19 protein-coding genes are annotated in these 24,571 nt (G+C 43.2%); 13 read left to right on the forward strand and 6 right to left on the reverse strand.

What is annotated here, in order from left to right; all coding sequences use genetic code 11:
- The first annotated feature begins 103 nt into the window (after positions 1–103).
- From selA to LPY66_RS06045, 6 genes are all read left to right on the forward strand, one after another.
- The gene (selA, locus tag LPY66_RS06020) at positions 104–1,501 is read left to right on the forward strand and encodes an L-seryl-tRNA(Sec) selenium transferase (protein WP_337987191.1); all 1,398 of its coding nucleotides are present in this window, start codon (positions 104–106) and stop codon (positions 1,499–1,501) included.
- A gap of 131 nt (positions 1,502–1,632) precedes the next feature.
- Positions 1,633–2,718, forward strand: a complete 1,086-nt coding sequence (selD, locus tag LPY66_RS06025; RefSeq protein WP_337987192.1) for a selenide, water dikinase SelD — start codon at positions 1,633–1,635, stop codon at positions 2,716–2,718.
- 4 nt (positions 2,719–2,722) lie between these two features.
- Positions 2,723–4,039, forward strand: a complete 1,317-nt coding sequence (locus LPY66_RS06030) for an LCP family protein (RefSeq protein ID WP_337987193.1) — start codon at positions 2,723–2,725, stop codon at positions 4,037–4,039.
- 112 nt (positions 4,040–4,151) lie between these two features.
- Positions 4,152–4,829, forward strand: coding sequence for a helix-turn-helix domain-containing protein (locus LPY66_RS06035; protein WP_337984414.1), 678 nt, complete (start codon positions 4,152–4,154; stop codon positions 4,827–4,829).
- A gap of 20 nt (positions 4,830–4,849) precedes the next feature.
- Positions 4,850–5,728: an IS3 family transposase gene (locus LPY66_RS06040; RefSeq protein WP_337988035.1), complete on the forward strand. Its 879-nt coding sequence runs from the start codon at positions 4,850–4,852 to the stop codon at positions 5,726–5,728.
- A gap of 303 nt (positions 5,729–6,031) precedes the next feature.
- Positions 6,032–8,095: a FapA family protein gene (locus LPY66_RS06045; protein ID WP_337987194.1), complete on the forward strand. Its 2,064-nt coding sequence runs from the start codon at positions 6,032–6,034 to the stop codon at positions 8,093–8,095.
- A gap of 3 nt (positions 8,096–8,098) precedes the next feature.
- Here LPY66_RS06045 and LPY66_RS06050 read toward each other — a convergent pair whose 3' ends face one another.
- Positions 8,099–9,019, reverse strand: a complete 921-nt coding sequence (locus tag LPY66_RS06050) for a Na/Pi cotransporter family protein (RefSeq protein WP_337987195.1) — start codon at positions 9,017–9,019, stop codon at positions 8,099–8,101.
- A 530-nt stretch (positions 9,020–9,549) separates the two neighbouring features.
- Here LPY66_RS06050 and LPY66_RS06055 point away from each other — a divergent pair.
- The 7 genes from LPY66_RS06055 to LPY66_RS06085 all read left to right on the forward strand — a co-directional run bounded on the left by LPY66_RS06055 (position 9,550) and on the right by LPY66_RS06085 (position 18,015).
- Complete coding sequence (locus tag LPY66_RS06055) at positions 9,550–11,049, forward strand: TldD/PmbA family protein (protein WP_337987196.1); 1,500 nt, start codon at positions 9,550–9,552, stop codon at positions 11,047–11,049.
- Positions 11,015–12,388 carry a metallopeptidase TldD-related protein gene (locus tag LPY66_RS06060; RefSeq protein WP_337987197.1) on the forward strand — a complete coding sequence of 458 codons (1,374 nt, stop codon included), beginning with the start codon at positions 11,015–11,017 and terminating at the stop codon, positions 12,386–12,388. The genes LPY66_RS06055 and LPY66_RS06060 overlap by 35 nt, the downstream gene beginning before the upstream one ends.
- 52 nt (positions 12,389–12,440) lie before the next feature.
- Entirely contained in the window at positions 12,441–13,217 is a 777-nt protein-coding gene (locus LPY66_RS06065) for a histidinol-phosphatase (protein WP_337987198.1), read from the forward strand.
- A gap of 352 nt (positions 13,218–13,569) precedes the next feature.
- On the forward strand, positions 13,570–13,740 hold the full coding sequence (locus LPY66_RS06070) for a DUF362 domain-containing protein (protein WP_337987199.1): 171 nt from the start codon (positions 13,570–13,572) through the stop codon (positions 13,738–13,740).
- A 198-nt stretch (positions 13,741–13,938) separates the two neighbouring features.
- Complete coding sequence (locus LPY66_RS06075) at positions 13,939–14,370, forward strand: Fur family transcriptional regulator (protein WP_337987200.1); 432 nt, start codon at positions 13,939–13,941, stop codon at positions 14,368–14,370.
- Between the two features lie 236 nt (positions 14,371–14,606).
- On the forward strand, positions 14,607–16,736 hold the full coding sequence (locus tag LPY66_RS06080) for a beta-galactosidase (protein WP_337987201.1): 2,130 nt from the start codon (positions 14,607–14,609) through the stop codon (positions 16,734–16,736).
- 262 nt (positions 16,737–16,998) lie between these two features.
- Positions 16,999–18,015, forward strand: coding sequence for a YeiH family protein (locus LPY66_RS06085; protein ID WP_337987202.1), 1,017 nt, complete (start codon positions 16,999–17,001; stop codon positions 18,013–18,015).
- 136 nt (positions 18,016–18,151) lie between these two features.
- Here the strand turns inward: LPY66_RS06085 and LPY66_RS06090 are convergent, their stop codons facing one another.
- The 5 genes from LPY66_RS06090 to LPY66_RS06110 all read right to left on the reverse strand — a co-directional run bounded on the left by LPY66_RS06090 (position 18,152) and on the right by LPY66_RS06110 (position 24,314).
- On the reverse strand, positions 18,152–19,075 hold the full coding sequence (locus tag LPY66_RS06090; protein ID WP_337987203.1) for a LysR family transcriptional regulator: 924 nt from the start codon (positions 19,073–19,075) through the stop codon (positions 18,152–18,154).
- A 131-nt stretch (positions 19,076–19,206) separates the two neighbouring features.
- A complete protein-coding gene (locus LPY66_RS06095; RefSeq protein ID WP_337987204.1) occupies positions 19,207–20,019 on the reverse strand; it encodes an ABC transporter ATP-binding protein in 813 nt (270 codons plus the stop codon).
- Positions 20,016–20,384 (reverse strand): hypothetical protein, encoded by a 369-nt coding sequence (locus LPY66_RS06100; RefSeq protein ID WP_337987205.1) that lies wholly within the window; start codon positions 20,382–20,384, stop codon positions 20,016–20,018. Before LPY66_RS06100 ends, LPY66_RS06095 begins: the two co-directional genes overlap by 4 nt.
- Before the next feature lie 303 nt (positions 20,385–20,687).
- Positions 20,688–22,031 (reverse strand): MFS transporter, encoded by a 1,344-nt coding sequence (locus LPY66_RS06105; RefSeq protein ID WP_337987206.1) that lies wholly within the window; start codon positions 22,029–22,031, stop codon positions 20,688–20,690.
- Between the two features lie 198 nt (positions 22,032–22,229).
- Positions 22,230–24,314, reverse strand: coding sequence for an alkaline phosphatase family protein (locus LPY66_RS06110; protein WP_337987207.1), 2,085 nt, complete (start codon positions 24,312–24,314; stop codon positions 22,230–22,232).
- Positions 24,315–24,571: the final 257 nt, after the last annotated feature.

Raw genomic sequence — 24,571 nt, forward strand, 5'->3', positions numbered from 1 at the left:
TGTCGAAATCCTAAAAAATCACAGAGGCGAAAAGAAAAGTTTTTGTCTTAGATCTAAGAAATTAAGCATATTAATATAAATATATGAGTATGGGGTGTTTAATTTGTCGAATAATAGAAATTCCCTGCTGCGACTTCTGCCGTCTGTAAACGAGCTTGTTGCAGAAATAGCTCAGAGCGAGGGAGCGAAAGAATACGATTTGCCGGCCATGACCTGGGCAGTAAGACGGGTGTTGGAAAAGGCGCGAAATCAGATGCTGGAACAGGAATTGGAGCCGGCGGAGGATATTGTGCTGGACCTCACGTATTGGCTGAAAAGAGAGATATTCAAGGAGTTGAAAGGTTCCGGCAGTTTAAAAAGGGTGATCAATGCCACCGGGGTCATTTTACATACGAATTGCGGCAGGGCATTGCTTGCGCCCGAGGCAGCGGCGTTTGTTGCTGAACAGGCCACCTGCTACAGTAATCTGGAACTGGACATTGAGACCGGAAGCAGAGGATCACGCTATCATCATGTCGACGATATACTCACGGAACTAACGGGTGCTGAGGCGTCGTTAGTTGTCAATAATAATGCCGCGGCGGTACTTTTGATTATGAATACCTTTGCGGATCAGAAAGAAGTCATCGTCTCGCGCGGGGAATTAGTTGAAATCGGCGGGTCATTCCGCATACCGGAAGTTCTTAAAGCCGGCGGCGCGAGACTGATTGAGGTAGGAACAACGAATAAAACGTGGCTGCATGATTACCGAGAGGCAATCAGCGCGGAAACCGCCATGATGCTGAAGGTTCATCCCAGCAATTTCCGAATTGAGGGATTTCATCATGCCGTCAGCACCGCAGAACTTGTTGGTCTGGGCGATGAGTTAGGGATACCGGTGGTTGAAGACTTAGGGAGCGGGAGTTTTTTTGCTGGGACTGACTATGGACTTCCGGCGGAGCCGACAATTCAGGAAACCGTTAAATCCGGTGTTTCACTTCTCTGTTTCAGTGGCGACAAGTTACTCGGCGGGCCGCAAGCGGGGATCATTCTTGGTAAAAAGGAGCTCATCGAAAAACTGAAGAAAAATCAGCTGACCAGGGCATTGCGCGTGGACAAACTGGTAATCGCAGCGCTGATAGGAACCCTTCGCCTATATCAAAAAGGACAAATCGAAAAAATTCCGGTTTGGAATATGATCTCCCGAACCCGGGAAGAACTTGCGCGGGATGCGCATAGACTCGCTGCTTTATTATCAGATATTTCCGATTTGGAAGTCCGAGTACAAGAAGACGAATCCTGTATTGGGGGAGGAGCCTTCCCAACGGCAGCCCTGTTCTCTGTCGTTTGTGCCGTTAAGCCTAAGTCCAGACCTGTCGACAGTTTGGAAAAATTTATGCGACAGGCGGACATCCCTATTCTTGCCCGTATCGCCAAGGATTGGCTGATTTTAGACCCACGGACGCTTCTGCCCGAAGATTATACAATTATTTCCGAACGAATGCATGCCATTGACCTATAATCGGTGGTTCAGAGTCAGCCTGCTTTGAGAGAAAGTCGGGAAATTTTGGAATTACCGTGTTAATTCGTTGAAGCTGTCGATTGTTCTTGATATAATTGCTTTTGGATAAGCGATAGTAAGGGGTGAAAGCAATGACCGGCGAGAAGATCCGTTTGACGCAATATTCAAGTAAATCCGGCTGAGGGTGTAAAATAGGTCCCAGTGACCTGGCACAAGTTTTGTGTCATATATCAACGGAACATCATAATCCGGATTTATTAGTTGGAATTGAAACGTCAGATGATGCGGGTGTTTATCGACTTAATGACAGTCAGGCAATCGTTCAGACCGTCGACTTTTTTACACCGATCGTTGATGATCCCTATGCATTCGGGCAAATTGCGGCAGCGAATGCTTTAAGCGATATCTATGCTATGGGGGCGCGTCCGATCACAGCATTAAATCTCGTCTCTTTTCCGATTGACACGCTTGAAAAGAGTATCTTGACGGAAATACTAAGAGGGGGACAGGATAAAATCAGCGAAGCAGGTGCAGTGATTATCGGCGGACATTCTATTGATGATCCTGAACCCAAATACGGTTTATCAGTTACCGGTATTGTTCATCCCCGCTCAATTCTTACGAATTCCGGTGCGCAGGCTGATGACGTGCTTGTTCTGACAAAACCACTGGGCCTTGGCATCATTACCACAGCCATAAAAAGTGGCATCGTATCATCGGCAGATGAGTCCGAAGCCATACACGTCATGGCCAAGCTTAACCGGAAGGCCTCGGAGATCGCTGTTCGTATTGGAGTCAATGCCTGTACGGACATCACTGGCTTTGGGTTATTGGGACATCTGCATGAGATGATGCAGGCCAGCGGGTGTCACGCTGAACTATACTGCAGCGATATTCCGGTACTGAGGGCGGCTTGGGATTGCTTAAATAATGGCACGATTCCCGGAGGAACACTTTCGAATTTGATTTATCTGGAAAATAACCTGGAGGTATTCTGCAGCCTGGACTGGAAGCTTATTCTTGGTGATGCGCAGACCTCGGGTGGTTTGCTGTTGGCGGTGCCGCCAGAGAAATTAACGGCGCTGTTGGCAGCTTTTCAAGACGAAAACGAGAGCCCGGCGGCAGTGATCGGACGTGTTATGCCGGGAAAAAGCGGAACAGTGGTTATTCGCGAGGGGAATAGGTACGATGTAAAGCATAATGGAGTGGAGTCATAAACCAATGGAAGTGACAACGAATAATAATCTGCCAAAAGATCCGAACGGTAAAAAGAGAAAGAAAAAGAAAAAAGCATTGATCGTCTTCGCTATTTTGCTGGCAGGGATATTGATTGGCACGGCCGCTTTTGGTTACGCCTATTTCAAGCCGGACAACACCACCGGCGACAGCAGCGGAGGCAATGTAACTTCGACCGCACAGCTGAGTAACAGGGTAAGTTTTCTCTTGATCGGAGCTGACAAACGGCCTGGTGATACAACGTATAATACCGATACGCTGATGGTTGCCAGTGTCGATCCGAACACAAAGATAATCTCTTTATTATCGATCCCGAGAGATACGCGAATTGAACTCAACGGATCGAAGTATCTGAAGATCAATTCCGTTGTTATGTATGAAGGGCTTGATGAACTGAAGAATCAAGTAACCGAATTGACAGGGATCGAACTGGACGGCTATGTTCTGACCAATTTTGATGGTTTTAAAAATATTATCGATACCCTCGGCGGAATCGATCTTTATGTTGAGATGGATATGTATAAAGAAACCGGAGACAAGGTTGACGGTGTTATCAATTTGAAAAAAGGGGATCAGCATCTCAGTGGAACCCAAGCGCTGCAGTATGCCCGATACCGCGGTGATAATACCGCGGATATCGGACGGACGGCGCGCCAGCAGAAAGTATTGACCGCTGTCGCCAAAGAGGTGCTGCAGCCATCAACGCTGACGAAGCTGACAGCACTCATTCCGCAATTGAAAGAAGCAGTAGAGACGGATCTGAGCTTAGCGGATATCCTCAGGCTATCAAAAGCCGCAGCTAATTTTGACAGCTCCAACATGGTGACGCAGACGCTTCCAGGCTACGGTTTATATCTTAATGGTATCAGCTTTTGGGAAGTGAACCGGGATCATGCCAAACAGATAGCAAAGAACTTGCTTCTCGGGATCACCACCGATATGACCATCGACGGAACAGTGATTGATTTGTTGGATCCGGATATCAAAGCGAATATCACGGTTCCCGGAAGTTCCAGCGATCCTAACGGGACCGCATCACCGGGTCATGAACAAACCGATACAAAAGATGAAGATACAGATCAACTCCCTGCTGCAGATCCGGATAACCCGGACTCTGCCGATGAGGATACAAGCGATCCAACAAATCCGACAGACCAAACAGAACCAACGGAACCAACGGATCCAACGGATCCAAGCAAGCCCGGTAATGCCGAAAATACCAGCCCGGATTCGGAATCAACCGATGATGTTGGTCAAACGGACCAGATAAATCATATCGATTATATTATTACAGTCCAATAGTGGAATGGAATAAATGAGGTCGTTGCCTATGTGCTTTAGCTCATTGATATGCTCCCTTCTAGGTAGACAAGTGAAATAATAAAAACTTGTTGCTTAGAGGGGAGTATATTTTATGTCAAAGAGAAAGATATCTGGCAACGAGAAGTTAACTGCTGTATTACGGTATCTAGATGGAAAAACTAGCCAAAATCAGATTGCCCGTGATCTTAATGTAAGTTTAGCATCTGTTCAACAATGGATTTTTAATTATGAGTCCATGGGAGCCGATGTTTTCTTAATGAAAGGAACTAAAAAATACACAAAAGTACTTAAGATACAAGCTGTTGAAGATTATTTAGCTGGTTTGGGCTCTCAAACTGATATTTGTAAAAAGTATGGAATTCGATCAAAAGGTAAGTTACAACGCTGGATAAAACAGTATAATGGTCATGAAGAACTAAGGTCTTCTGGAACAGGAGGAAGTACCATCATGACCAAAGGAAGAAAAACCACTTTCGATGAACGCGTTGAAATCGTGCGGTATTGCATTGCACATGATCATAATTACGCAGAAACATCTGAAAAACATCAAGTATCCTATCAGCAGGTGCGTAACTATACTGTTAAATATGAAGTCTATGGGGTTGAAGCATTAAGAGACAATCGGGGGAAGCGAAAGTCTCAGGATAAGATGAGTGAATTAGAAAAGCTGAGAGCTGAAAATAAGATTTTAAGAGCAGAAAAAGAACAGGCCGAAATGGAGGCATCTTTCTTAAAAAAACTCGAGGGGATAGAGAGGAGGCGGGACTAAGCCTGGTTCGCCATGAATTTATATATCAGGCTATAAAAGAAGAAAACCAAGAACATAATTATCCGATCAGCACCCTATGTAAGTTTGGAAAGGTATCACGAGCAGCATATTATAAGTGGCTGCATAGAGAAATACCTGAAAGCGAAGCAGAAAATCTTCGTATCGCTGATGAGATTGAAAGAATTCATGAGGAAAGCCCAGATAAAGGGTATAGAAGAATCAAGGATGATCTTGAGCGGTATCATAATATAAAAGCGAATGACAAGCGAGTTTTACGCATTTGTCGTAAGTTAGATATAAAATCCACCATTAAGTATTCAAACAATGGGTGTACACGACAGGCAGCCAATCCACAGTATATAGCAGAAAACATACTAAATAGAGAATTCACCTCTGGAGCTCCAAATGAAAAATGGCTTACAGATGTAACAGAATTCAAGTATTACGTTGGAATAATAAAGCACAAACTATATCTTAGTGCAATATTAGATTTATACGATAGACGAATAGTTTCATATATTATACGTGATTCTAATAATAACGCGCTGGTATTCGATACATTTGATGCTGCCATTGAAGCTAATCCGGACGCACATCCAATCTTTCATAGTGACAGGGGATTCCAATATACGAACAGAGCATTTCATGCGAAGCTTGAAGCAGCTGGAATGACCCAAAGTATGTCAAGAATAGCCAAATGTATTGATAATGGCCCAATGGAAGGCTTTTGGGGGATTATTAAACGAGAACGCTATTACGGAAAAAGATTTACCAGCAGAGACTCTGTAGTAGAAATGATTGAGGAATATATCGATTACTATAACAACAAACGATTACAGAGGAATCTTGGTGTATTAACACCTTTGGAGAAACACGAAAGTTATTTACAAGCAGCATAAAACTGCCAGCAGGTTATACCTACTGGCAGCAGAGTTTTATTTTTTTAATTGTCTACTTGACGGGGAGCGGTTCACAGTGTGGCAACGGCCTCATTGTTTTAATCACAGAATTTTGCGATATTTTTACACCTGATTTCATAAAGTGGTATGGTGAATTAGGAATCGACATGATATGATATTATTGATATTTTTAGCATTAATTCAAACATATTTCAGTGTATCTTTTCGAGTTAACGGACGATATAGTAAGTATCATTATATTTACATAAAACAAATTCCAAATAATTTAGGGGATGGGAAACGATGAAAGAAAAAATCGTATCTGGAAAATCTCTCGAAGAAATAAGAGAAATGGTTTCTCTAGAGTGGGCGTGTACTCCCGAAGCGCTTGTGCTGGAAGTAATCGAAAAGCCAGGCTTATTTAACCGGAGTTTTAAAGTCAAGGTCGTATTGCCCGAAGCGGGTGTTCAGAGTACGGAGCAGGAAGAAGTTTGTGAAAATACTCAGGAAAATGGGGATCAGTCTGATATTACTCAGGCTGACGAGGTGAATCGGACAGGACTGCCGGATAAGACCCTCGTTATTTTGGAAAATACAACCTATCGAATTCAACCGGGCACGTCTGTTGAGAAGATCGTCCCTTATCCACAAGCCGGAAAACTGCTTATTAACGGAAAAGAAATCACCTCGGAATCACCGGTCCAACCGGGAGATGCGATTGAATTTCTGCCTTCCACAGGGAAAGTAATGATGGTTTGGGATATTATTGCGGATACAGACGGGCGTAAAGCAGTTGCGCGTGTTTGGCGAGAAAATACTGGCCACACTGTTTTGAGTGAAGATATCAAGAATGAACCGGTAATTATTCTGGCAAACCATATCATCGATACGACCGGATCGCTTCCCGGCAATGAGAAAGTAGCAAAAACTGAAAACGATTTGATGAAAGACATAGCAGCCAAAGGGATTATACACGGAATCAGACCGAACGTTTGGAACGAGTTGCAGTTAGTTGAGAATCAAGGAGAAATTATTATTGCCGAAGCCACGCCGCCTGTTCCGACTGTCCAGCCTGAAATCATCGATTACGTCGGTGAACCGTTGTCCTCCAACGAGGATAGCAATGAAGCAAAAATCGATTATTTTGCTTGCAAAATCCGTATATGTGAAAAAGATGAATTGCTGGCGCAAAAGATCCCGGGAAAAGAAGGAGTTCCGGGTACCGACATTTTCGGAAAGCCCATTCCGGTTGATAAAATAAAGGATTTTAAACTTAATCTGAAAAGAAATGTTTATTTGACGCCGGCGCAAGAAGTAAGAGCATCCTGCTCGGGGACTCCGATCAGATCGAACACCAATACCTATTCCATTGAAAATATCTATGTCCTGAATAAGGATGTTGACCTTAGTACCGGCAGTATCGAATTTCCCGGTGACGTCTTCCTCGGAGGAAATGTAACTGACAACCATTATATCCATTCAAAACACGGTATGGTTAAGATTATGGGTTCGGTCTCGGGGGCCGAAATCAAAGCAGATACAGGATTAGTTGTGAAAAATAATATCATCGCCAGCAAGATCGTTGTCGGTGAAAAACACGTTTGCCGTTCGGAATTTATCAAATCACTGCAAGAGGTTCATGAGGAACTTGGGTTATGCTTGGCACAGCTTGAGCAGCTGCAGATGGCTTCGGGCAATACAAATGCAGGTCAGATCTTCAAACTTATTTTGGAAAAGAACTTTCAGACTCTGCCGAAAAAGGCTGAAGATACGGAAAGACTCTTAAGTGTTCAGGAACCGGACTTTGTTTCTAACGATCTTGATTTAGCTATACGCACCCTGAAGCATTTTCTGGTAGGCCTCGGGCCGCTCCAGCTTAAGGATGCGACGTACTTAAAAAATGCATTACGGATCATCGATTATTTTATGGAGCAGAAAGGAATATCAACACCAACCAGCGTCGTCTGCGATGTCAGCTATATCCAAAATTCAGAAGTGAGCTGCGCCGGTGATTTTTTCTGCCATAAAGGGGTTTATAACTCCATTTTGAAAATAGAAGGATCTGTGAAAATTCATGGTGTCTGTCGAGGCGGTGAAATAAGCTGCTCAGGTGATCTCTATATCTGGGAGCTTGGCGCATCGAATATGAGCGCAACAACCATCCGGGCAGGAAAGAAGAGTCATATCACTATCGAATTATGTTATTCCAACATTAAAATATTTGTTGGGAAAGAATTGGTAAAAATCGATGAACCGTCTCAGAAGATAGAGATTTTCAGAGACAGAGGCATTTTGCAGGTTGCCAAGCTGCGTTGGGACGGGAATAACGGGAATAACACGAATCAAGGTAATAATCATCATGCATGACAGTCAAGGCCTGATCTTTTTCAAGATTCGGCTGGCATAGGGCAGGAGAGGCAAGAGCATCAGGGAAGAGAGAATATTATAGATGGTATGAGCATTAGCAATCTGACGGCTTAGAGAACCCCCGATGAAGTAGAGTATCCCCGCCAGTGGGTTTAACAGCGGGAAGAATACAAGGACACCGAAAACATTAACCAATACATGAAAAAGCGCGACACGCTGCGCCGATGGGGAGGTGAAAACGGATACCACCAAAGCCGTTACACAGGTCCCGATATTGGCGCCGAGAATGAAAGCTAAGGAGGTTGGCATATTAAGCCAGCCTTTTTCCGTTAAGACCATCACAACACCGGTTGCCGCGCTTGAGGAGTGCAATGACGCTGAAAGAATCATCCCGGCTGCCACACTCTGCAGGTAGTTCGTATTGAGGTGAAGCAGCCAACTTTGGACTAAAGCTGTATCTGTAAGCGGAATCATAGCGGATTCCAAGAGATTAAGAGAGGTGAACATGATCCCGATTCCGGCAAGCGCATAAAAAATATACTTCGTTCTTGTTTTGACTACCCAAAAGCCCGCTAGTCCTGCAGGAAGCAGCCATACGGCCATATCCTTGACAGGAAGAGATAATAACTGCGGTGTAATCGTACTTCCGATATTACTTCCCAGTATTAAACCCAGAGCATTTTCAAAACCGATCACGCCTGCATCCACAAACGATAAAACCATAACAGTAAACGCTGTGCTCGATTGAAGCAGACCGGTGGCGGCGATGCCGGTGGCAAAACTATTGATGGTTGTTGCCGTTAGTTTTTGCAGAAGCAAATTAAAGTAAGAACCGGAGTACTTCTCTAAACCATCCCGAAGAATTTTCAAACCGAATAATAATAAAGTAAGCCCGGCAATTGTCAATAAAATAGATAAGACCATCAGACAGCTCCTTGCAAATCTGTAATCAGTCTATTCTATTGGCTTACCGGGGCTTTCATGCAAAAAGAGAAGGAGGCAGGGGGATATTTCGTCTGTCCTCTTACGAAGACACGATAAACCTCCCCCTGTCCCCCTTCGAAAAAGAGAGGAGTGGGGATAAATTGGAAAACGTGAGACTATTTCCAGTGTGCCCCGTTTATCAATAAAGTATGCAAAAATCTGCTTTTCTCGGACAAACGATTTGGTGCTTTTTGAGAAAAATGCTAAAATTGAGATAAGATGATTACGGTGCTTCCCAAAAAGTTATCGCGATTAGTACCATGTAAACCCTAATTCCTGTATATCCTTGCGGCAGATTTCTTGTAATACTGCGTTGTCGTCAATCGCCATACGCTTGGTATGCCTCAATCCTCCGCCTTGTCTTACAAGAAATCTGCTCGCAATTATATAGCAGTTTTAGAGTTTACAAGGTACTAGACGGATAACGGGAAGGTGAATCGTTGTTTTGTGACAGCAGGGGAGGGAAATGCTTGAATCCGGAAAGTATCAGAGCCATTGTGGAAAAGACGGTTGCCCAAGTTCCGGGGGGTTATCTCATCGTTCGGGCGCAATCGCTCAGAGAAAGGTCAGTTAGATTTAACAATGGCAGTTTGCAGAACCTATCCATCGCCGATGAGAGCGGGATTGGCGTTCAGGCATTTACGCGAAAAGGGGCCTGCGGTTTTGCTTCGGTCAATTTTATTGATGACCACCATGCGGAGAGAACCGCGTGGGATGCGTTTAGATTAGCTGAAGTCAATGAGAAATCGGGCTGCGATCTGAACACAGCCATATTTGACGCTGTAAAAGTAAGAGACGCTGTCGCCAATTCGGCTGAGCATCCCTTTGATTCCTTTACACCGGAAGACCTTCAAATGATGACCGCATCGATTCATAATAACCTTATGGCTCAGAGACCGGAGCAGGGAACACTATCATGGCAGACAAGCTTCCGCTTGATCGAGGAATTTTGGTGTATCGGTCGCACAGACGGAACGTTGGTTTCCTTTTTTGTTCCCCGGGCGGTACTATCGCATCATGGTACGGTAAAAGAAGGAGATAAAGCCCAGAGTTTTGCGGTGAATAGGAGCGGTGTGGATGCCGGCGTTCTTCTGGCGGAGAAAACCGACAGCGCTCTGTACCATAAAGCCGTGGATAAAGCCAACTTTATCTATCGGGTAGCGTTATCTTCCGCCATACCGTTCGGCAGTTATCCATTAGTCATTGATCACGCGCTGGCGAAGGGATTAGCCCACGAAGCGTTTGGACATGCTGTCGAATCGGACTTGGTGGAGGAGTCTGTCTTAAGCAGCGACGGCAAACTAAAGATAGGGCTGCCAATTTCTAATCCCGCTGTTGGCATTATTGATGGTCCTCTCCCCGAGGATTGGGCGTATCAGCCTTATTCTGCCAACGGGATACGGCGCGAGACAGTTGAAATAGTCAAAAAAGGCATCCTGGCCCAAGGCCTTGGCGATATTTTCTCTGCTCAAAAAGCGGGTATTCCAGTTACCGGAGCTGGCCGCTCCGAATACTATGGTTCTGTTTCTTTGCCCAGAATGACAAATATTCGACTGATGGTATCAAATAAAATGCCTTTGCCTCCCAGTACCCATCTTCCAGAAGAAATACGCAACCTGCGCCAGACACTCATGGATAATAACACGCTGGCCAAGGACCACCATTATTTGCTTCTGGGGTATCGGGGCGGCCAGGTCAATATTAAAACCGGCGATTTTGTTTTCCAATGCGACGGAGCTGTTAATTTGGCCGACCCGGATCTCGGTGTTTATAACCCGGGGATATTCAGCGGGAAGATATTATCCGTTCTGGAATCGGTTCGATCCGCCATCGGGGATGAACACTATCATGCTATCGGTACTTGCGGCAAATCCGGGCAAGGGGTTCCTTCCAGCGGAGGCGGAAATGGCTATATCCTGCTGGATAGTCATCCTAATGTCAAGCTTGGGGGTAAAGATGATGGAAAATAAGTCTGATGAAACACTGATGGATCAGATTACGGATATGCTGAAAAAAGCGCAGACTGGAAAATCCGCGATCCCCACACGCCTCAAAGATTGGCGTGTCTATCTTATGCGGACGGAGATGATTTCGCTGGGGATCAAAAATAACGCTGCCGGCAGCGTGTACTCTCCCCCGGCGGCTAAATTAATGGAAAAGGCAGAGCTGTTTCTGGTCTGGGAAGACGAAAAGTGCAGCAAAGCTGTTGTGCAAAATCCCCCGCCGGGCAGGGCGGATCATTGGGCGGATCATTGGGCGGCCGAATTAGTCAATTGGCGGGCGGCAGCATTTTCTGATCCGTATCGAGCGCCGATCCCTGCACCGCAAGCACTGCCGGAAGTCAAAGTGATTGATGCGGCTGTCGAGGAAGTTACAATATCGAATAGAGAGACTTTATTTGAATATCAGCGTAAAATCTTAGACGAGCGCCCGCGACAAGCAATGAGCAACGGCCATATCATGGCCATGCTGGGAAATCATCGAATTTGGACATCAACCGGACTTAATGCAGCGTATCACGATAGCCGCTTTGCCGTATCCTGGTCTTTCGACAGTATTGTTGGGGAAAGCTTTGCTCGAAGACGGCTCATCAGCGGTGCGGAATGGCGATCCCTATGGGATAACTCGGTCATCACGTATAATCAGCTCCAAACAGATGGCTGTCCCGTCTCCCGGAATACAATCATCATACTGACTCCTTCTGTCGTCTTCCAGATGATTGAACAATATGTCCTGCCAAATTTTCGGGGGGAAAACGTTTTAGAAGGCCAAAGTCGGTTTGCTGTAAACGATTTCGTCACGGAAGCAGTCATTGGGGATACGGGACTGACGCTGGACATTGATCCGCTTCAACCGGACAAATGGGCCAGTTATAGGATGACCGGCGAAGGAATTCCGGCGATGCGCACGACGCTGTTAAGCGCAGGAAAAATAAAATCTCCGTATCTGAATCTCAAAGATGCCGGGCGATGGAATGCAGCGCCAACAGCCATTCCTCAAGGTGCAGCCGGAATTCGGATCGGTCATAGCAGAGAGGAAAAATGGGAAGAACTGATTGGGACTATCGACGACGGTATCATCATCTTGTCAGTGCTGGGATTGCATACTCAAAATCCGGTAACCGGAACATTTTCTTTATCAGCTCCTCATGCCCTGCGGATTATGAATGGAACAGTTACCGGCAGGACGGATGTTCGTATAACCGGTAACTTTTGGGATATTCTTAAGGACAGTAATACGCAATATGCCACAGAGGAATATCACGATCATCCCTATGTACTCTATGCCGGACGCCCTGAAAACCAATAATAGAGAAACATAGGCCATCGATTTATGAAATGATATAAAAGAGGGTAACCGTATGCTTGATTTACATGTACATTTGCTTGGACATCGCGACCGCGAAGCAAACAGAGATAACATCCGGAGTTTCTTAGGCGAAGCTTTACGCAAAAAGCTAACACGGATTGGATTTGCTGATCATGATTATTATTGGCATGAACTGAATTTTGACCTTATTCGGGAAACCGCATTGGAATATCCTGAATTAGAAGTACGGGTCGGACTGGAAGTTGACTACCGGGAAGAAAATGAGGAGTCCATTCGCAGGATGATTGACCAGTATGATTTTGATTATATTATCGGGTCTGTTCATGAAATCAAGGGCTGGCTTTTTGATTACCCGGAAGAAGAAGAAGAACACCGTCGTCGTAACCCGGATCAACTCTATACAGATTACTTTTCTCTCATCGAAAAAGCGGCACGCAGCGGCTTATTTGATATCATCGGACACATCGATCTGGTCAAGCTTTTTGGAATACGGCCGTATACCGATGTTCGGATTTTAGCCAAACCGGCCTTGGAAGTGATAAAGCAGAACGGACTGGTGGTGGAAGTCAATACCAACGGCAGATATAAAGCGGTCAATGAATTTTATCCGGATTTTAACCTGATAGAAACAATTAAGCAAATGGATATAGCCTTTACACTGGGCTCCGATGCCCACGAGTTCGGGAACGTTGGCCGTGATTTATTTGAAGCAGCGAAGCAGCTGGAATCGGCAGGAGTCAGAACACTCACGGGGTTCACCCGGCGGATACCGGATATACTTCCGATTAAATCCCAAATGGATGTTTAAATTCTATATTATTCGTCTATACTATGGAATAGTACATCGTAAAATCTAAACATGATTTTTCCCTTGTTCACAATAACACATAGGAGATGGATCCAATGATTGAAAAATGCCGAGCCTGTGGCCATGAACACGATGATATTTCCAAAGTATTATTTCGCCGTAACCATGTAAGCAACCGCATGCTGCCCTATTGTTCCTATTGTATGCGCCGGTTATATAAAGTGCCGTATAGGCCATAAATAGAGATTGATTAAATAATTTTCATTATCAAAACTTTGTCCAAAAATATACTTGCCTTTTTTTCTGCACTTTGATATAGTTGCTTGTGTAAAGAGAAAAGGGGGTTGGGATTATGGCATACGTTATTACAGACGATTGCACCAGCTGCAGCAGCTGCGTTGATGAATGTGCAGTAGGCGCTATCAGCGAAGGCGATGGAAAATATGTCATTGATGCCGATACATGCGCAGAATGCGGCGCTTGCGTAGATGCTTGTCCATCCGGCGCGATTATCGAAGAGTAATTAAATAGTGTCAAAACATAAGAAAGAGTACCTTGTGATGTACTCTTTCTTTTTGTTATGGACAAATATTGTATTCCAACGCATTGACGCTAACCAGAGCGCATTATATAATTAAAATAATTCTAAGTAATAATTGTTAATTTAATTTTTGATTATGCAATAGTCCTCTTATTTTAGAAAGGAAAGGAACTGAGCGTTGTGAATGCTGTTGAGATTCTGAAAGGGTTAAAAGACAAAGGAATACGCTTTACTCCCCAAAGACAGGCTATATTGGAATATTTGCTGGCAACAGATACGCATCCGACCGCAGAGGAAATATATAAACAGGTCAAGCTCAGATTTCCCGGTGTCAGTCTCGGAACGATCTACAACACCTTAAATATGTTGAAGGACCATGGGTATCTTCTGGAACTCCCGTGCGGGGATATGTCCAGTCGTTTTGACGGCAACCCGAATAACCATTATCATGTGATGTGTACCAGCTGTGGTAAGGTTGTTGATTTTCACAGTAACCTGATCGATATGGATAAAATGGTTACGGATAATACCGGCTTTGATATTCATACCCATAACCTGGTATTTTACGGCACGTGCCCTGCATGTCAAAAGGAAAATCTAAGATTGAACTAAACCTGAGGTATTCAATCGCGAGATAATGTGAACATAAGCCTGAGAGTGAACACATTGAGATCGGTTGGACTAATTAAAATAACCGGAATATATTTCCGGTTATCTTATTTTGGAAGGTTTTTTCTATTTCGTTCTCGAAATAAGATAATGATTGGCAGACCCCCCGCTCAGTACCATGTAACACCTAAAATTGTAATATAATGAGGAGCAGATTAATACTGATTTTGAGGAGTTCTATGTTCAAAAGAATAACGGGCATTTTTATTGCACTTTTAATATTATCAATTCTCATCTTAACTCTGTATTGGGACAGTGTTCCAGGAACAGCACTATTTAGTGATACCCCGGTCACGACTCCCTACAGGATGGCTCAAGACTTTAGCGGAAAATGGAACAGCTATTCGTCACTAAGAGAAGCATGGAACAGCGAGAACCGGGCCCAGGAGGCACATTTGCACTTTTTACCGGCGAGTAAAACGGATAATGTCATTATTCCCTCGAATAGCGGCATAGAGGTTATCGCGAAAAAGTTCTCAGTGACAGGGAAGTGGAGCTATAAGACGGCCCAACTTGTGGTTGAAGGGGTTTATGGCAATGCCGACATTTACTTGAATGGTATGGACGACGTCCATTTTATCGGCAAGATAGAAGGGAATGGCGGCGTTTATACTCTGAATTTTTCTCCTTCGCGTTTTGACTTTAGCAATACCAATATTCTTCTGATCAAGGTTTCCAAAAGCAGTATGGATTACAGCAAGGCTTTCGGTTGGCTGTGGCCGGAGAAAGGAAAAATAACCGGAAAGGTTCACTTGCAGGCAGTCTGTGAAACAACCATCGATGTGTCGCAAATCGCCATTAACTATGATCCAATGAAAAAACAAATGGCAGCCACGGTTACGATCGGTCACCATGATTTACTCGAACAAGGTCCGTGGGCTCTGCGAGGGGAACTTTTTTCAAAAGGACAAAAGATTGCGGCATGTACCTTGCCGTTAAATACGAACGGAAAGGAAGAACAAACAGCAAAACTCCTGTTTACAGTTCTGAATGGGCATTATTGGACGGCCAAGGATCCTTTCCTCTATGAAATCAATCTGGAATTGACGAATAACCGAGGCGAATTTGATTCCGTTCAACTTCCGATTGGGATGAGAGACTCAAAAGATATACAGGTAGATGGGGAAATCATCTCACAAGTACAAGCATATCAAATAAGTCACGAACGGAAAATCGATGCGTATTTGCAGTCGTTAAAAAATAGTGGAAAAAACACCGTTTATTTCATGGGCTTTTTCCCAAATGAGAGCTGGCTCTATGCCGCAGATAAACTTGGCGTCAATGTCTGGCTGGAACTTCCAGCTAATATGGCAGCGGGAACAAAACTGCCTCAGCCAGCTCAGTTTAAAGAACTGATCGCCCTGGCGGCGAAGCATCCTTCCGTATTCGCTTGGACAACGGCAAAGGGTCTGGAGGATTCGCTTGAAACCACGGGTTATTTGCAGAAGATAGCGGGTACTCTGGCCGGTTTCTCAACCTATCATTTGGTCCTTATCAACAGCCCGGACATTACCACTGAAGTCACCCCGATTGTTTTGACGCCTGATGGTTTATCCGGCGACTGGGGATCATTAAACTACTTAGCGGATAACGGTGCATCAAATGGCACCAACAAAGGAAACGCCAATGTGAGAGCAGAGCGCGTGGCGGTTATCCTATGGCTCGTATGGCTGATCTTTGTCAGTATTCAGAACTTCCTGTCATTTCGCTGGAAATATAGAGAACTCGCCAATGATATTCCTAAAATGTCGGTACGAAAAGCATTCTTTTGGTGCGCGATGGCGTTAGTCAGTCGTATGGCCACCCTGGCAATTTTCGTGACGCTTTTGATCCAGCGCTTACCCGTAAGCATTCCCCCGTGGGTGCCGTATGATCTGTCAATGCTCACAATGATCCAAGCGATACCTTCGGTTGCTGTCGCTTTCTTCCTCACATTTTTGCTTGTTTGTCTGCGGCTTTTACAGACCGGAGTAGCCGCGCCGGCGTTTCCTGATAATCCGGACGCCTTAGGTCTTGCCTGTTGGATAGAACGAAAATATGGTTGGAATTTACTGTTCGGTATCGCCATCATCCTGATGGTTTATGGGTTGCCGTTTTATATCCCAATCGCCGTTTATCTTGTCCTATCTCTGATTTTTCTGCCGGCGAGGATACGCAGTGCCTGGATAACGGGTGGAAGCTATTTCCCGCTGCTCGTCGTGCCGGGTACGATCTTGCTTGCGCTCCTGATACTCTGCGCCTGGCATTATCCCGATTTTGTGTATCTGTATAAGGTGATTCTGCCGAATATCGCGCTGCCGTTTCATTGATAGAATAAGGAAAATATAGAAAAACAGATGCTTTTTTTGAATTGAAGCATCTGTTTTTTTCTATGGGGCTTATGAATTTCTATTATTAAAGAATTTAATGCGTTCGATTAAGAAATTCGATCCATATTTCATTTTTATGTGTTCAATTGAGAATTGGAATTTTACATGGTGTTGAAGGTGTTTTACAATAGGAAAAAATGACTCGAGTTCTATATTTTTGATTTTTTTTCATTCTTAAGATTATTGATTGAGGAGTAGGATTATGAACATACAAATAAAAAACAATACAGTGTCCTGTTCATTTGGGAATAACGCGAATTATATTTTAGGGATTCTATTTACATTAATGATATCCATGCTGGGCACGTTTTTAGCCAATCTTCCTGTTATCGGAAAAATCGGACCAATGATTATTTCGATTATTATTGCAGTAGTGTATCGGAATGTGATTGGATATCCGGAGCTAATACGCAAAGGAATCACGTTCACCAGCCAGCACATACTGCGTTTCGCCATCATTTTGTATGGTTTTAAACTCAATATGGATGTCATTATTCACCAAGGGGCAGGATTGTTATTGCGTGGAAGCTTGACGATCGTAATTGCAATTATGGTCACGATGATAATCTCATATTTACTGCATGGCGAGAAGCAGCTCTCATTGTTACTGGGCATTGGTACCGGTATATGTGGGGCGGCGGCTATAGCCGCTGCTGCTCCTATTCTGGATGCAGATCAGAAAGATACCGCGATCAGTGTCGGAATCATCGCACTTATCGGGACCATTTTCACCATCTTGTATTCGATTATTATGCCGTATTTACCGTTAAGCCTGGAGCAATATGCTATTTGGAGTGGTCTGAGCCTGCATGAAATTGCCCATGTAGCCGCGGCGGCTTCGCCTGCCGGAAATAGTGCCTTAGCTGTAGGATTACTCGCGAAACTTTGCAGAGTCTTTTTACTGATCCCTTTTTGCTTTGGCTTATCCTTATTCATAAGGATTAAGGGAAATAAGAATAAAACCAAAGTTCCAATGCCATGGTTTCTATTAGGGTTTATTGCAACAAGTTTAATTGGCACCTATCTGCCTATTCCCCAAAACGTGCTTCAGAACGTTTCAGTAATAGCCACTTATCTGCTTGCAGCGGCTATGGTTGGATTAGGATTAAACGTCCAGTTTTCAAGCCTAAATACAAGGATTTTTAAATCTCTCCTGTCAATGACGATAGCGTCAATTCTTGTATCGGGTATCTCATTTCTTATAACCTATATTTGTTAATAGCCTCAGTGGTAACATCACTAGCATTTGTAAACAATTTGAGCTGTATGCGATTAAACCTAAACGTTGTTTTCTTCACGGCATGTGGAAACTTGTTGTTATATCATATGATCAAAAAATTTTTTATATCTAAGTGCTAATAATGGGTCTTTAAAATATTTAAGAAATCATTATAAGCAGGAGATGCTCCCTTTTTTTTGTTTGTAATAATACCGACATAATATTTAATATCATCACTTATCGGAATACAACTAATATCATCCGGGAAGTGTTGAGGATTCTTTTTATAATTGTATTCCGAAGTTAAATTAACCATTAGTCCTTGGGCCGAAGTCTTAGTATTCGTGAAAAAATTGTCCGATTCGAGAGTTATTTGGGGTTCCCCATAAAGGTCTGAATACGTTTCCAAGTAATTTATTAGACTTTTTAAACGATTATTTACGACAAGTTGACACTGAAGCAATTCTTTTATCGATATCGATTTCTTTGAACCAAGCGGTGATTTTTTTCCTGCCACAACCATGACATTTGTCAGAAATAATTTTTCCAACACAAGATTCTTTTTCTTCAATATTTCTTTAATATTCTTGATATTATTATTGATGAAAGACACCAAACCAATGTCGGCATATTCTTCAGATAATTGCTCGATAATTTCAAGCGAATCCATTTCTTTTAGACACAGCTTTACATCAGGATTGGTACTCTTAAATTCTGAAACTGTTCTTGGAATGATATAGGGGAAAAAGAGAGGTGCTGCATAAATATTTACAGTACATAAACGTTTTTCTAATGATGACTTCTTGACTGCGGATGTTTCTTTTCTTAAATCTTTCAGCTCATCAAGGAACCTCGTAGCCCAATGTACGTACTTTTCTCCAGCTTCTGTAAGCTCGACCCCACTATAGGTGCGCTTCAATAAAGCAACATCCAGCTCTTTTTCCAATAAGGAAATCGCGCTGCTTAGACCCTGATGGGATACATACAGGCGTTTACTGGCATGTGATATGGACTTTGTTTTTGCAATTTCTATGAGATATTCCAAATGCTCAGTTCGCATTATAATCCTCCTAAAGATAAGAGTGTCCCCATAGAATCACCGATTAAACGCTATGAAGTAATAAAAATTAATGCGAATAATTTTATTATTCCATAAAAACAAGTATATATTAATTCCCCCTTTTCCGTAACTCATTTGAACAAAAGTTCTAAAATATTTGAATTAACATTTAAGGACACATTGATTCGTCCATTTTCCCGATGGACATTAACAGGGTAATCCAAAAAGCTGGAAAGTGATTCACGATTAAAGATATCTGTTGTAAGGCCTTTATTAAAGACGATACCGTTTTTTAACAGCAGACAGCGCTCAAAAATATTCATTATCTCCTCTGGGTAGTGGGTAATCAATATAATCGTCATATCGGTTCCCAAGGCCAGATTACGTATAGTGCTGAATAGATATTCACGGTTGAAAACATCCAAGCCGGTACCCGGCTCATCCAGGATAAGAATTTGAGGATTAGCTATCAAAGACCTTGCCAATAGGACAATTTGTTGTTCCCCTTTTGATAGAAAATCATAAGGATGATTGATTTTATGGGGTAATCTTAATTCCTTCAAAAGAGTCTTGGCTCTTTTGATGTCTTGAGTTGTAATATCGTAATCCAATCCCATAGTACCGAAAAGACCGCTCAAAATAATTTCCAGGGCAGATTCTTTGGAATAAACCTTATCAAAAAAGGAACAGCTGACCCAGCCAATTTTTCTGCGTAATAACAGGATGCTGTCGTCCCTATAGGGTTGGCCAAACACTTTTAAGTCACCATGAGTAGGAAAAGCGTACCCGGCAATGATACTGAGCAGCGTGGTTTTTCCGCTGCCGTTCAGACCGAATACAACCCAATGCTCGCCTTTGTTGACAGTCCAATTAATATTTTTTAAGATGTAATGATTCCCGGCTTTATAACCTAATTGAGCCGCTTCAAATATTGGTTGTCTCACGGTTTGCCCTCGCTGCTGTCTGGGATATCCTGCATTGTATACGGAGATAGAGAAATCTTCATACCGTTTTTATCTAAAATACCCCAATTCTTGCATCCCCAACTGAGGATCTCGCACACTTTGGAAATATTGAGCTTATAGGTTCTATCATTTTCCTCTAAATCATGAAAATAATTAAAATCTAATTCATCTACAAAAGTTTTGGCTGCTTCATAGATTTCCGGCTCAGTGCCAAATTCAATTTTTTCACAACTGGGACAAAATAATTCGGCTCCCGCGCCGCCATACTTGTTGAAAATAATTACACGTATTTCTAATGGGCCTCCGCAATGTTTGCAGCAGCACCTTTTTTCACGTTCTTTCATGTCCTCTGATCGCATTTTAGATAAATACCTCAATATTTATTTTCTGCCTTGCTTTACGCCTAATTTATCGCTTATCTATAATACAAAGTAAAGTATAGTTTTTGTTATCATTCATTAAAATTACTTTTCTTAATAATTGTCATAAAAAAACAATAGAGATATGTATATCGTCTTTAGGTAAAATGCAAACCAGCTAAGTTTGGGTGGAATAATAAACATGGGTCTTCGACTTAGCCGATTTGCATAATCAATTAACACTTATTCAATAGGTTTATAAAAATCGATCATCGAATTTTTCTGATATCAATTTACATCGTTTATATCTTCCAATGTTCTCTGGCTTGTTTTTTCTCCAAAAATCAAAACGCTTATGGCTGGGATGATCAATACCAAAGCAGCTAACCAATGAGCCCCGCGCCAGCCGTATGCCGCGAGTACAGGCGGTACGATCAGCACGGCATTAGCGGATACGATTCTGGCGACGCCAAATACGATACCGACAGAATTACTGCGGACATGCGTCGGATAAGATTCTGCTAAATAAGTATACAGCATGGACATTGAGCCGCCACCAAAAGCGCTTCGAAGCAGCATCAAGAATCCGACAATAGAGGCAATAGGAAAATATCCGATAATTAGAAACAATCCTGCGCTGATAAATGAAAATACACAGATTGGAATTTTACGGCCACCCTTATCGGAGAAAAAGGAAGCAGTCAGATCGCCAAGCGGCACCCCCCAATTGGCGATTGTCATAATTAATAAAACGCTTGTTATCGATAAGCCTACGTTTTCTTGGAGCATAGCAGGATAGAAGCTGCCTAATAAAAATCCCCCTAAAGTGATACTAATAGCCATTAATAATAATAGAAGAGTCCGTTTAATATATGACTTGCTTAACATCACTTTTATGGCTTCAAGGGTACTGCTTCTTTGCTCTTTGCGATTAGCTCCTTCACTGAGATCGACTTTTTTTCCGGTTATCTGTTCAACAAGTCTTTCCGCCTCGGTGATACGGCCTTTAGATACCAGCCAGCGGGGAGACTCTTTAAACCAAAATAAACCCAGAAATACAAATATAATGGTCCCGCCCCCTAATATAAAAACAAAACGCCAGGTTTCCGGCCCCAAAGGAATAACCCACTTGGCAAACATCGTACCAAGCGGGGCTCCGATAGTACCGCAGGCTATCGTCAGCGCCTGATAGCGTCCCCTGTTTTCAGAGGGCAGCATCTCGGCAATATAGACCATGGCGATAACGACCGTACCGACGACACCAAATCCGGTAACAAAACGGGATACAATCAAATGCGGTAAGTTTGTAGCAAAACTGTTAAAGATTGAAGCCAGGGAAAAGGTCGCAACAGAGATGAGCAGTCCTTTTTTTCGTCCAATTTTATCGGCAAGCCAGCCCCCAAAGATCGCTCCAAAAAACATACCCCATAAATTTGCAGAATTGACTTGAGCGATTTGGCTCATAGTTAAGTGCCAGGATTTCATTAAAACAGGCGCTACATTTGTGAATGTAACTAAATCCATTTGATCAAAAACATAGCATATGGCCGCTAACCACAGAAATTTTCGTTGAATGGATCCAATTTTTGAACCGTCAAAATAAATGGGAACACCTTGAATAGGATGTGACATGTTCATTTGCCTCCATGTACGACAACATTGTGCTAATCAATGGAACTAGGTTTAAGAAGACAAGGGCTGCAAGAGGGTGATAATCAATTTGATTGTCTTCTGCAGCCCTTCTTATAATTCGTATTTTCAAAATTCTTGCTGGGTATAATATGGCAGATGAGATAGCAAATTTGACGGTTTTTGTGTAATGATTAGCAATTACTTCCCTTTGGTAGGTTTTCGCGTGTATTGTTCTTCCTGGAATCCCTCCAAAGCCTGCCAGATGATGCCTCCTTCTGTGTTGCTGGGGACTTGAGTATCCGTTAAATGACAGATGGTAGGAACAACGTCGGTTACACGAGCGACTCGCCGGAATAATTCTCCTTTCTTAAGACCTGCTCCGATCATCATTAACAAATTGTCAAGTGAGTAACCTTCATGTGCCACCGTCGTCGGACAATTCCCGTGCGTTTCACAATAAGTCGGCATCAGTTCGACGATAATATCGCCACAGTGCGGGCCTCCAAGGCCGATACTTTCCATTTCGTTCCGAGTCATGCAAAAAGCAACAACCCGTTTGCCGGTTTCCGGATGACGATAACTGTACAAATCCGAGATAAGCTGTTCGACGACAGCATTGTACTCTTCAGACTCAACAATTCCCTGCGGATCGCGTCCTTTCAGGTTGACATAGACATGGCCAAGTCTCGCGCAGATTGCTTTCGTTCTGGACCAATCAATTTTCGGTTTCTTAGTATACCGTGTTTCTTCATGGAGAACAGTATATCCCAAGTCTTCCATTACTTTAACGGCGATACCGGAAAGATGACCAAATCCGGGGTTTTTATCACCAGGCGAATTCGGAATGGCGGCATGGTCGGAGGTAATGATGATACTGGTATCGCCATCCAAATATTCGAGCATTGCCCCAACATACTTATCGTTGATTTCGTACATTTTATAAAGCAGTTCCTGGTAAAAATCCGATCGCTTATCCCAACCCGGAAGGGTATGATTAATATACCAGTGATTGAAAATATCGATCCCGTGGAGATGGACATAAAATAACTGCCAATCCGGATATTCGTTAAATAACCACTTGGTCGCATCAATATGCCAGTCAAAGAGATTGGCCCAAGCTTCAAATTCAATGATCCCGGCATCCTCACGGACATCGCCCAGTTTGGCATGGGGCATCATGGGGCCGACTTCCTCAAGGAGCTTTTTCCCCATTGCGCGTGGATAGAAATAATCTAAGTTTTCAATATCCATGGCATTGGTCATCAGCATTTGAGCAAAGTTGCCATCTGCGGCTAGTTCGATCAAACGAATACGGTAGGCAACTTTGACAGGTTTATCATCGATCGTAAAGGTGTCAAAAATATTTTCGGTCCACTCACCAACTTTGGTCTGCCCAATCGGTGCAGTATCTTTCCGGTTAGCGTAAATTGTAAGCGTATCATAGGTTTTTCCATCACTGGCCGTTATGACGAAGTAACGGCGGACGGTGCTCTTGGCGAGAGGAACGATGGCAACTTTTGCTCCCTCAGGCAGCTCAAAACTCCACTTTTCAGGGGCTTTCAAAGCGGCGGTAATTCTGTCAACCTCATCAATTCCTGCCCCCTCGTCATCGGCTTCCGGTGTATATACCTTAAAAGGAAATTCAATCAGCGGAGTATCTTCGTAAGGATCAGCCTCACTTTGTTCCTTAGCCGCTTTAGCAGCCTGCTGATCGTCGTTTCCCATCATTTCTTCCAGCATATCCGTGCTGATAATACAATCGCTCGCGTTATCCTTAACTCCATGAGCAGAAACTTCTGTCGGGAAATTCCCTTCTCTTAATGTGATAAATTGCGGCGAATCAATCTGACAACGGATAAAGGGAATAACTCCCGTACCGTCGACATAGACAGCGTATGGATCATCCTTGATACGAGGCGGCCAAGCTTCACAGTAGTTCAGCATAATACTGCGTTTGCCTTCACGACTGAATGCTTCCCAGATCAACTCCGATTCAACTCTGCGGGAATCCCAGTTTAATTGCGCTAAATCCAATTCATCTCCCAAGGTTTGATTAAAAAAGCAGGTTACGCCATGCGTTCTGGGCCAGTTTCCGGTAGCAATCGAAGCCCAGTTAGGCGGTGTTACGGAAGGATAGGCGCCTACCATGGAAAGGTTTTTATTGGCGACGCCTTCCTCCAAAACTTTTTTTAGGTTTGGCAATCTTCCTTCGGCTATCATTTTTTTAACAACCAAAGGGTCGGCTCCGTCGAGACCAAGCATCATTGCTCTTTTCAATCCCATCTTGTACCTCCATATAAAAAATAATTCATTATCCTAAGCACTTTATTCATCAGGGAATATCCTAACCTTTAGATATTAAGAACGTTGTGAAATATATCACTTCCATAAAATTATTTATCTAAAGCGTTGAATCCTAAAATTATTTAAGTGCTTATTTGGGGTAAACATTATTGAAAATGTACTTATGCGAATTATATACTTCAGCTAAAGTTATCGTCTAGAAACAAGACATTGCAACAAAAGCCGTAAGTTATCAT

The sequence above is a fragment of the Dehalobacter sp. DCM genome, from assembly GCF_024972775.1.
Classification (GTDB): Bacteria; Bacillota; Desulfitobacteriia; order Desulfitobacteriales; family Syntrophobotulaceae; genus Dehalobacter.

Bases quoted from the DNA above. Each gene is read 5' to 3' on its own strand.
- LPY66_RS06030 (WP_337987193.1), top strand. From the start codon at position 2,723: ATGGAAGTGACAACGAATAATAATCTGCCAAAAGATCCGAACGGTAAA.
- LPY66_RS06035 (WP_337984414.1), top strand. From the start codon at position 4,152: ATGTCAAAGAGAAAGATATCTGGCAACGAGAAGTTAACTGCTGTATTA.
- LPY66_RS06045 (WP_337987194.1), top strand. From the start codon at position 6,032: ATGAAAGAAAAAATCGTATCTGGAAAATCTCTCGAAGAAATAAGAGAA.
- LPY66_RS06050 (WP_337987195.1), bottom strand. From the start codon at position 9,019: ATGGTCTTATCTATTTTATTGACAATTGCCGGGCTTACTTTATTATTA.
- LPY66_RS06060 (WP_337987197.1), top strand. From the start codon at position 11,015: ATGTCAAGCTTGGGGGTAAAGATGATGGAAAATAAGTCTGATGAAACA.
- LPY66_RS06065 (WP_337987198.1), top strand. From the start codon at position 12,441: ATGCTTGATTTACATGTACATTTGCTTGGACATCGCGACCGCGAAGCA.
- LPY66_RS06070 (WP_337987199.1), top strand. From the start codon at position 13,570: ATGGCATACGTTATTACAGACGATTGCACCAGCTGCAGCAGCTGCGTT.
- LPY66_RS06080 (WP_337987201.1), top strand. From the start codon at position 14,607: ATGTTCAAAAGAATAACGGGCATTTTTATTGCACTTTTAATATTATCA.
- LPY66_RS06085 (WP_337987202.1), top strand. From the start codon at position 16,999: ATGAACATACAAATAAAAAACAATACAGTGTCCTGTTCATTTGGGAAT.
- LPY66_RS06090 (WP_337987203.1), bottom strand. From the start codon at position 19,075: ATGCGAACTGAGCATTTGGAATATCTCATAGAAATTGCAAAAACAAAG.
- LPY66_RS06100 (WP_337987205.1), bottom strand. From the start codon at position 20,384: ATGAAAGAACGTGAAAAAAGGTGCTGCTGCAAACATTGCGGAGGCCCA.
- LPY66_RS06105 (WP_337987206.1), bottom strand. From the start codon at position 22,031: ATGTCACATCCTATTCAAGGTGTTCCCATTTATTTTGACGGTTCAAAA.
- LPY66_RS06110 (WP_337987207.1), bottom strand. From the start codon at position 24,314: ATGGGATTGAAAAGAGCAATGATGCTTGGTCTCGACGGAGCCGACCCT.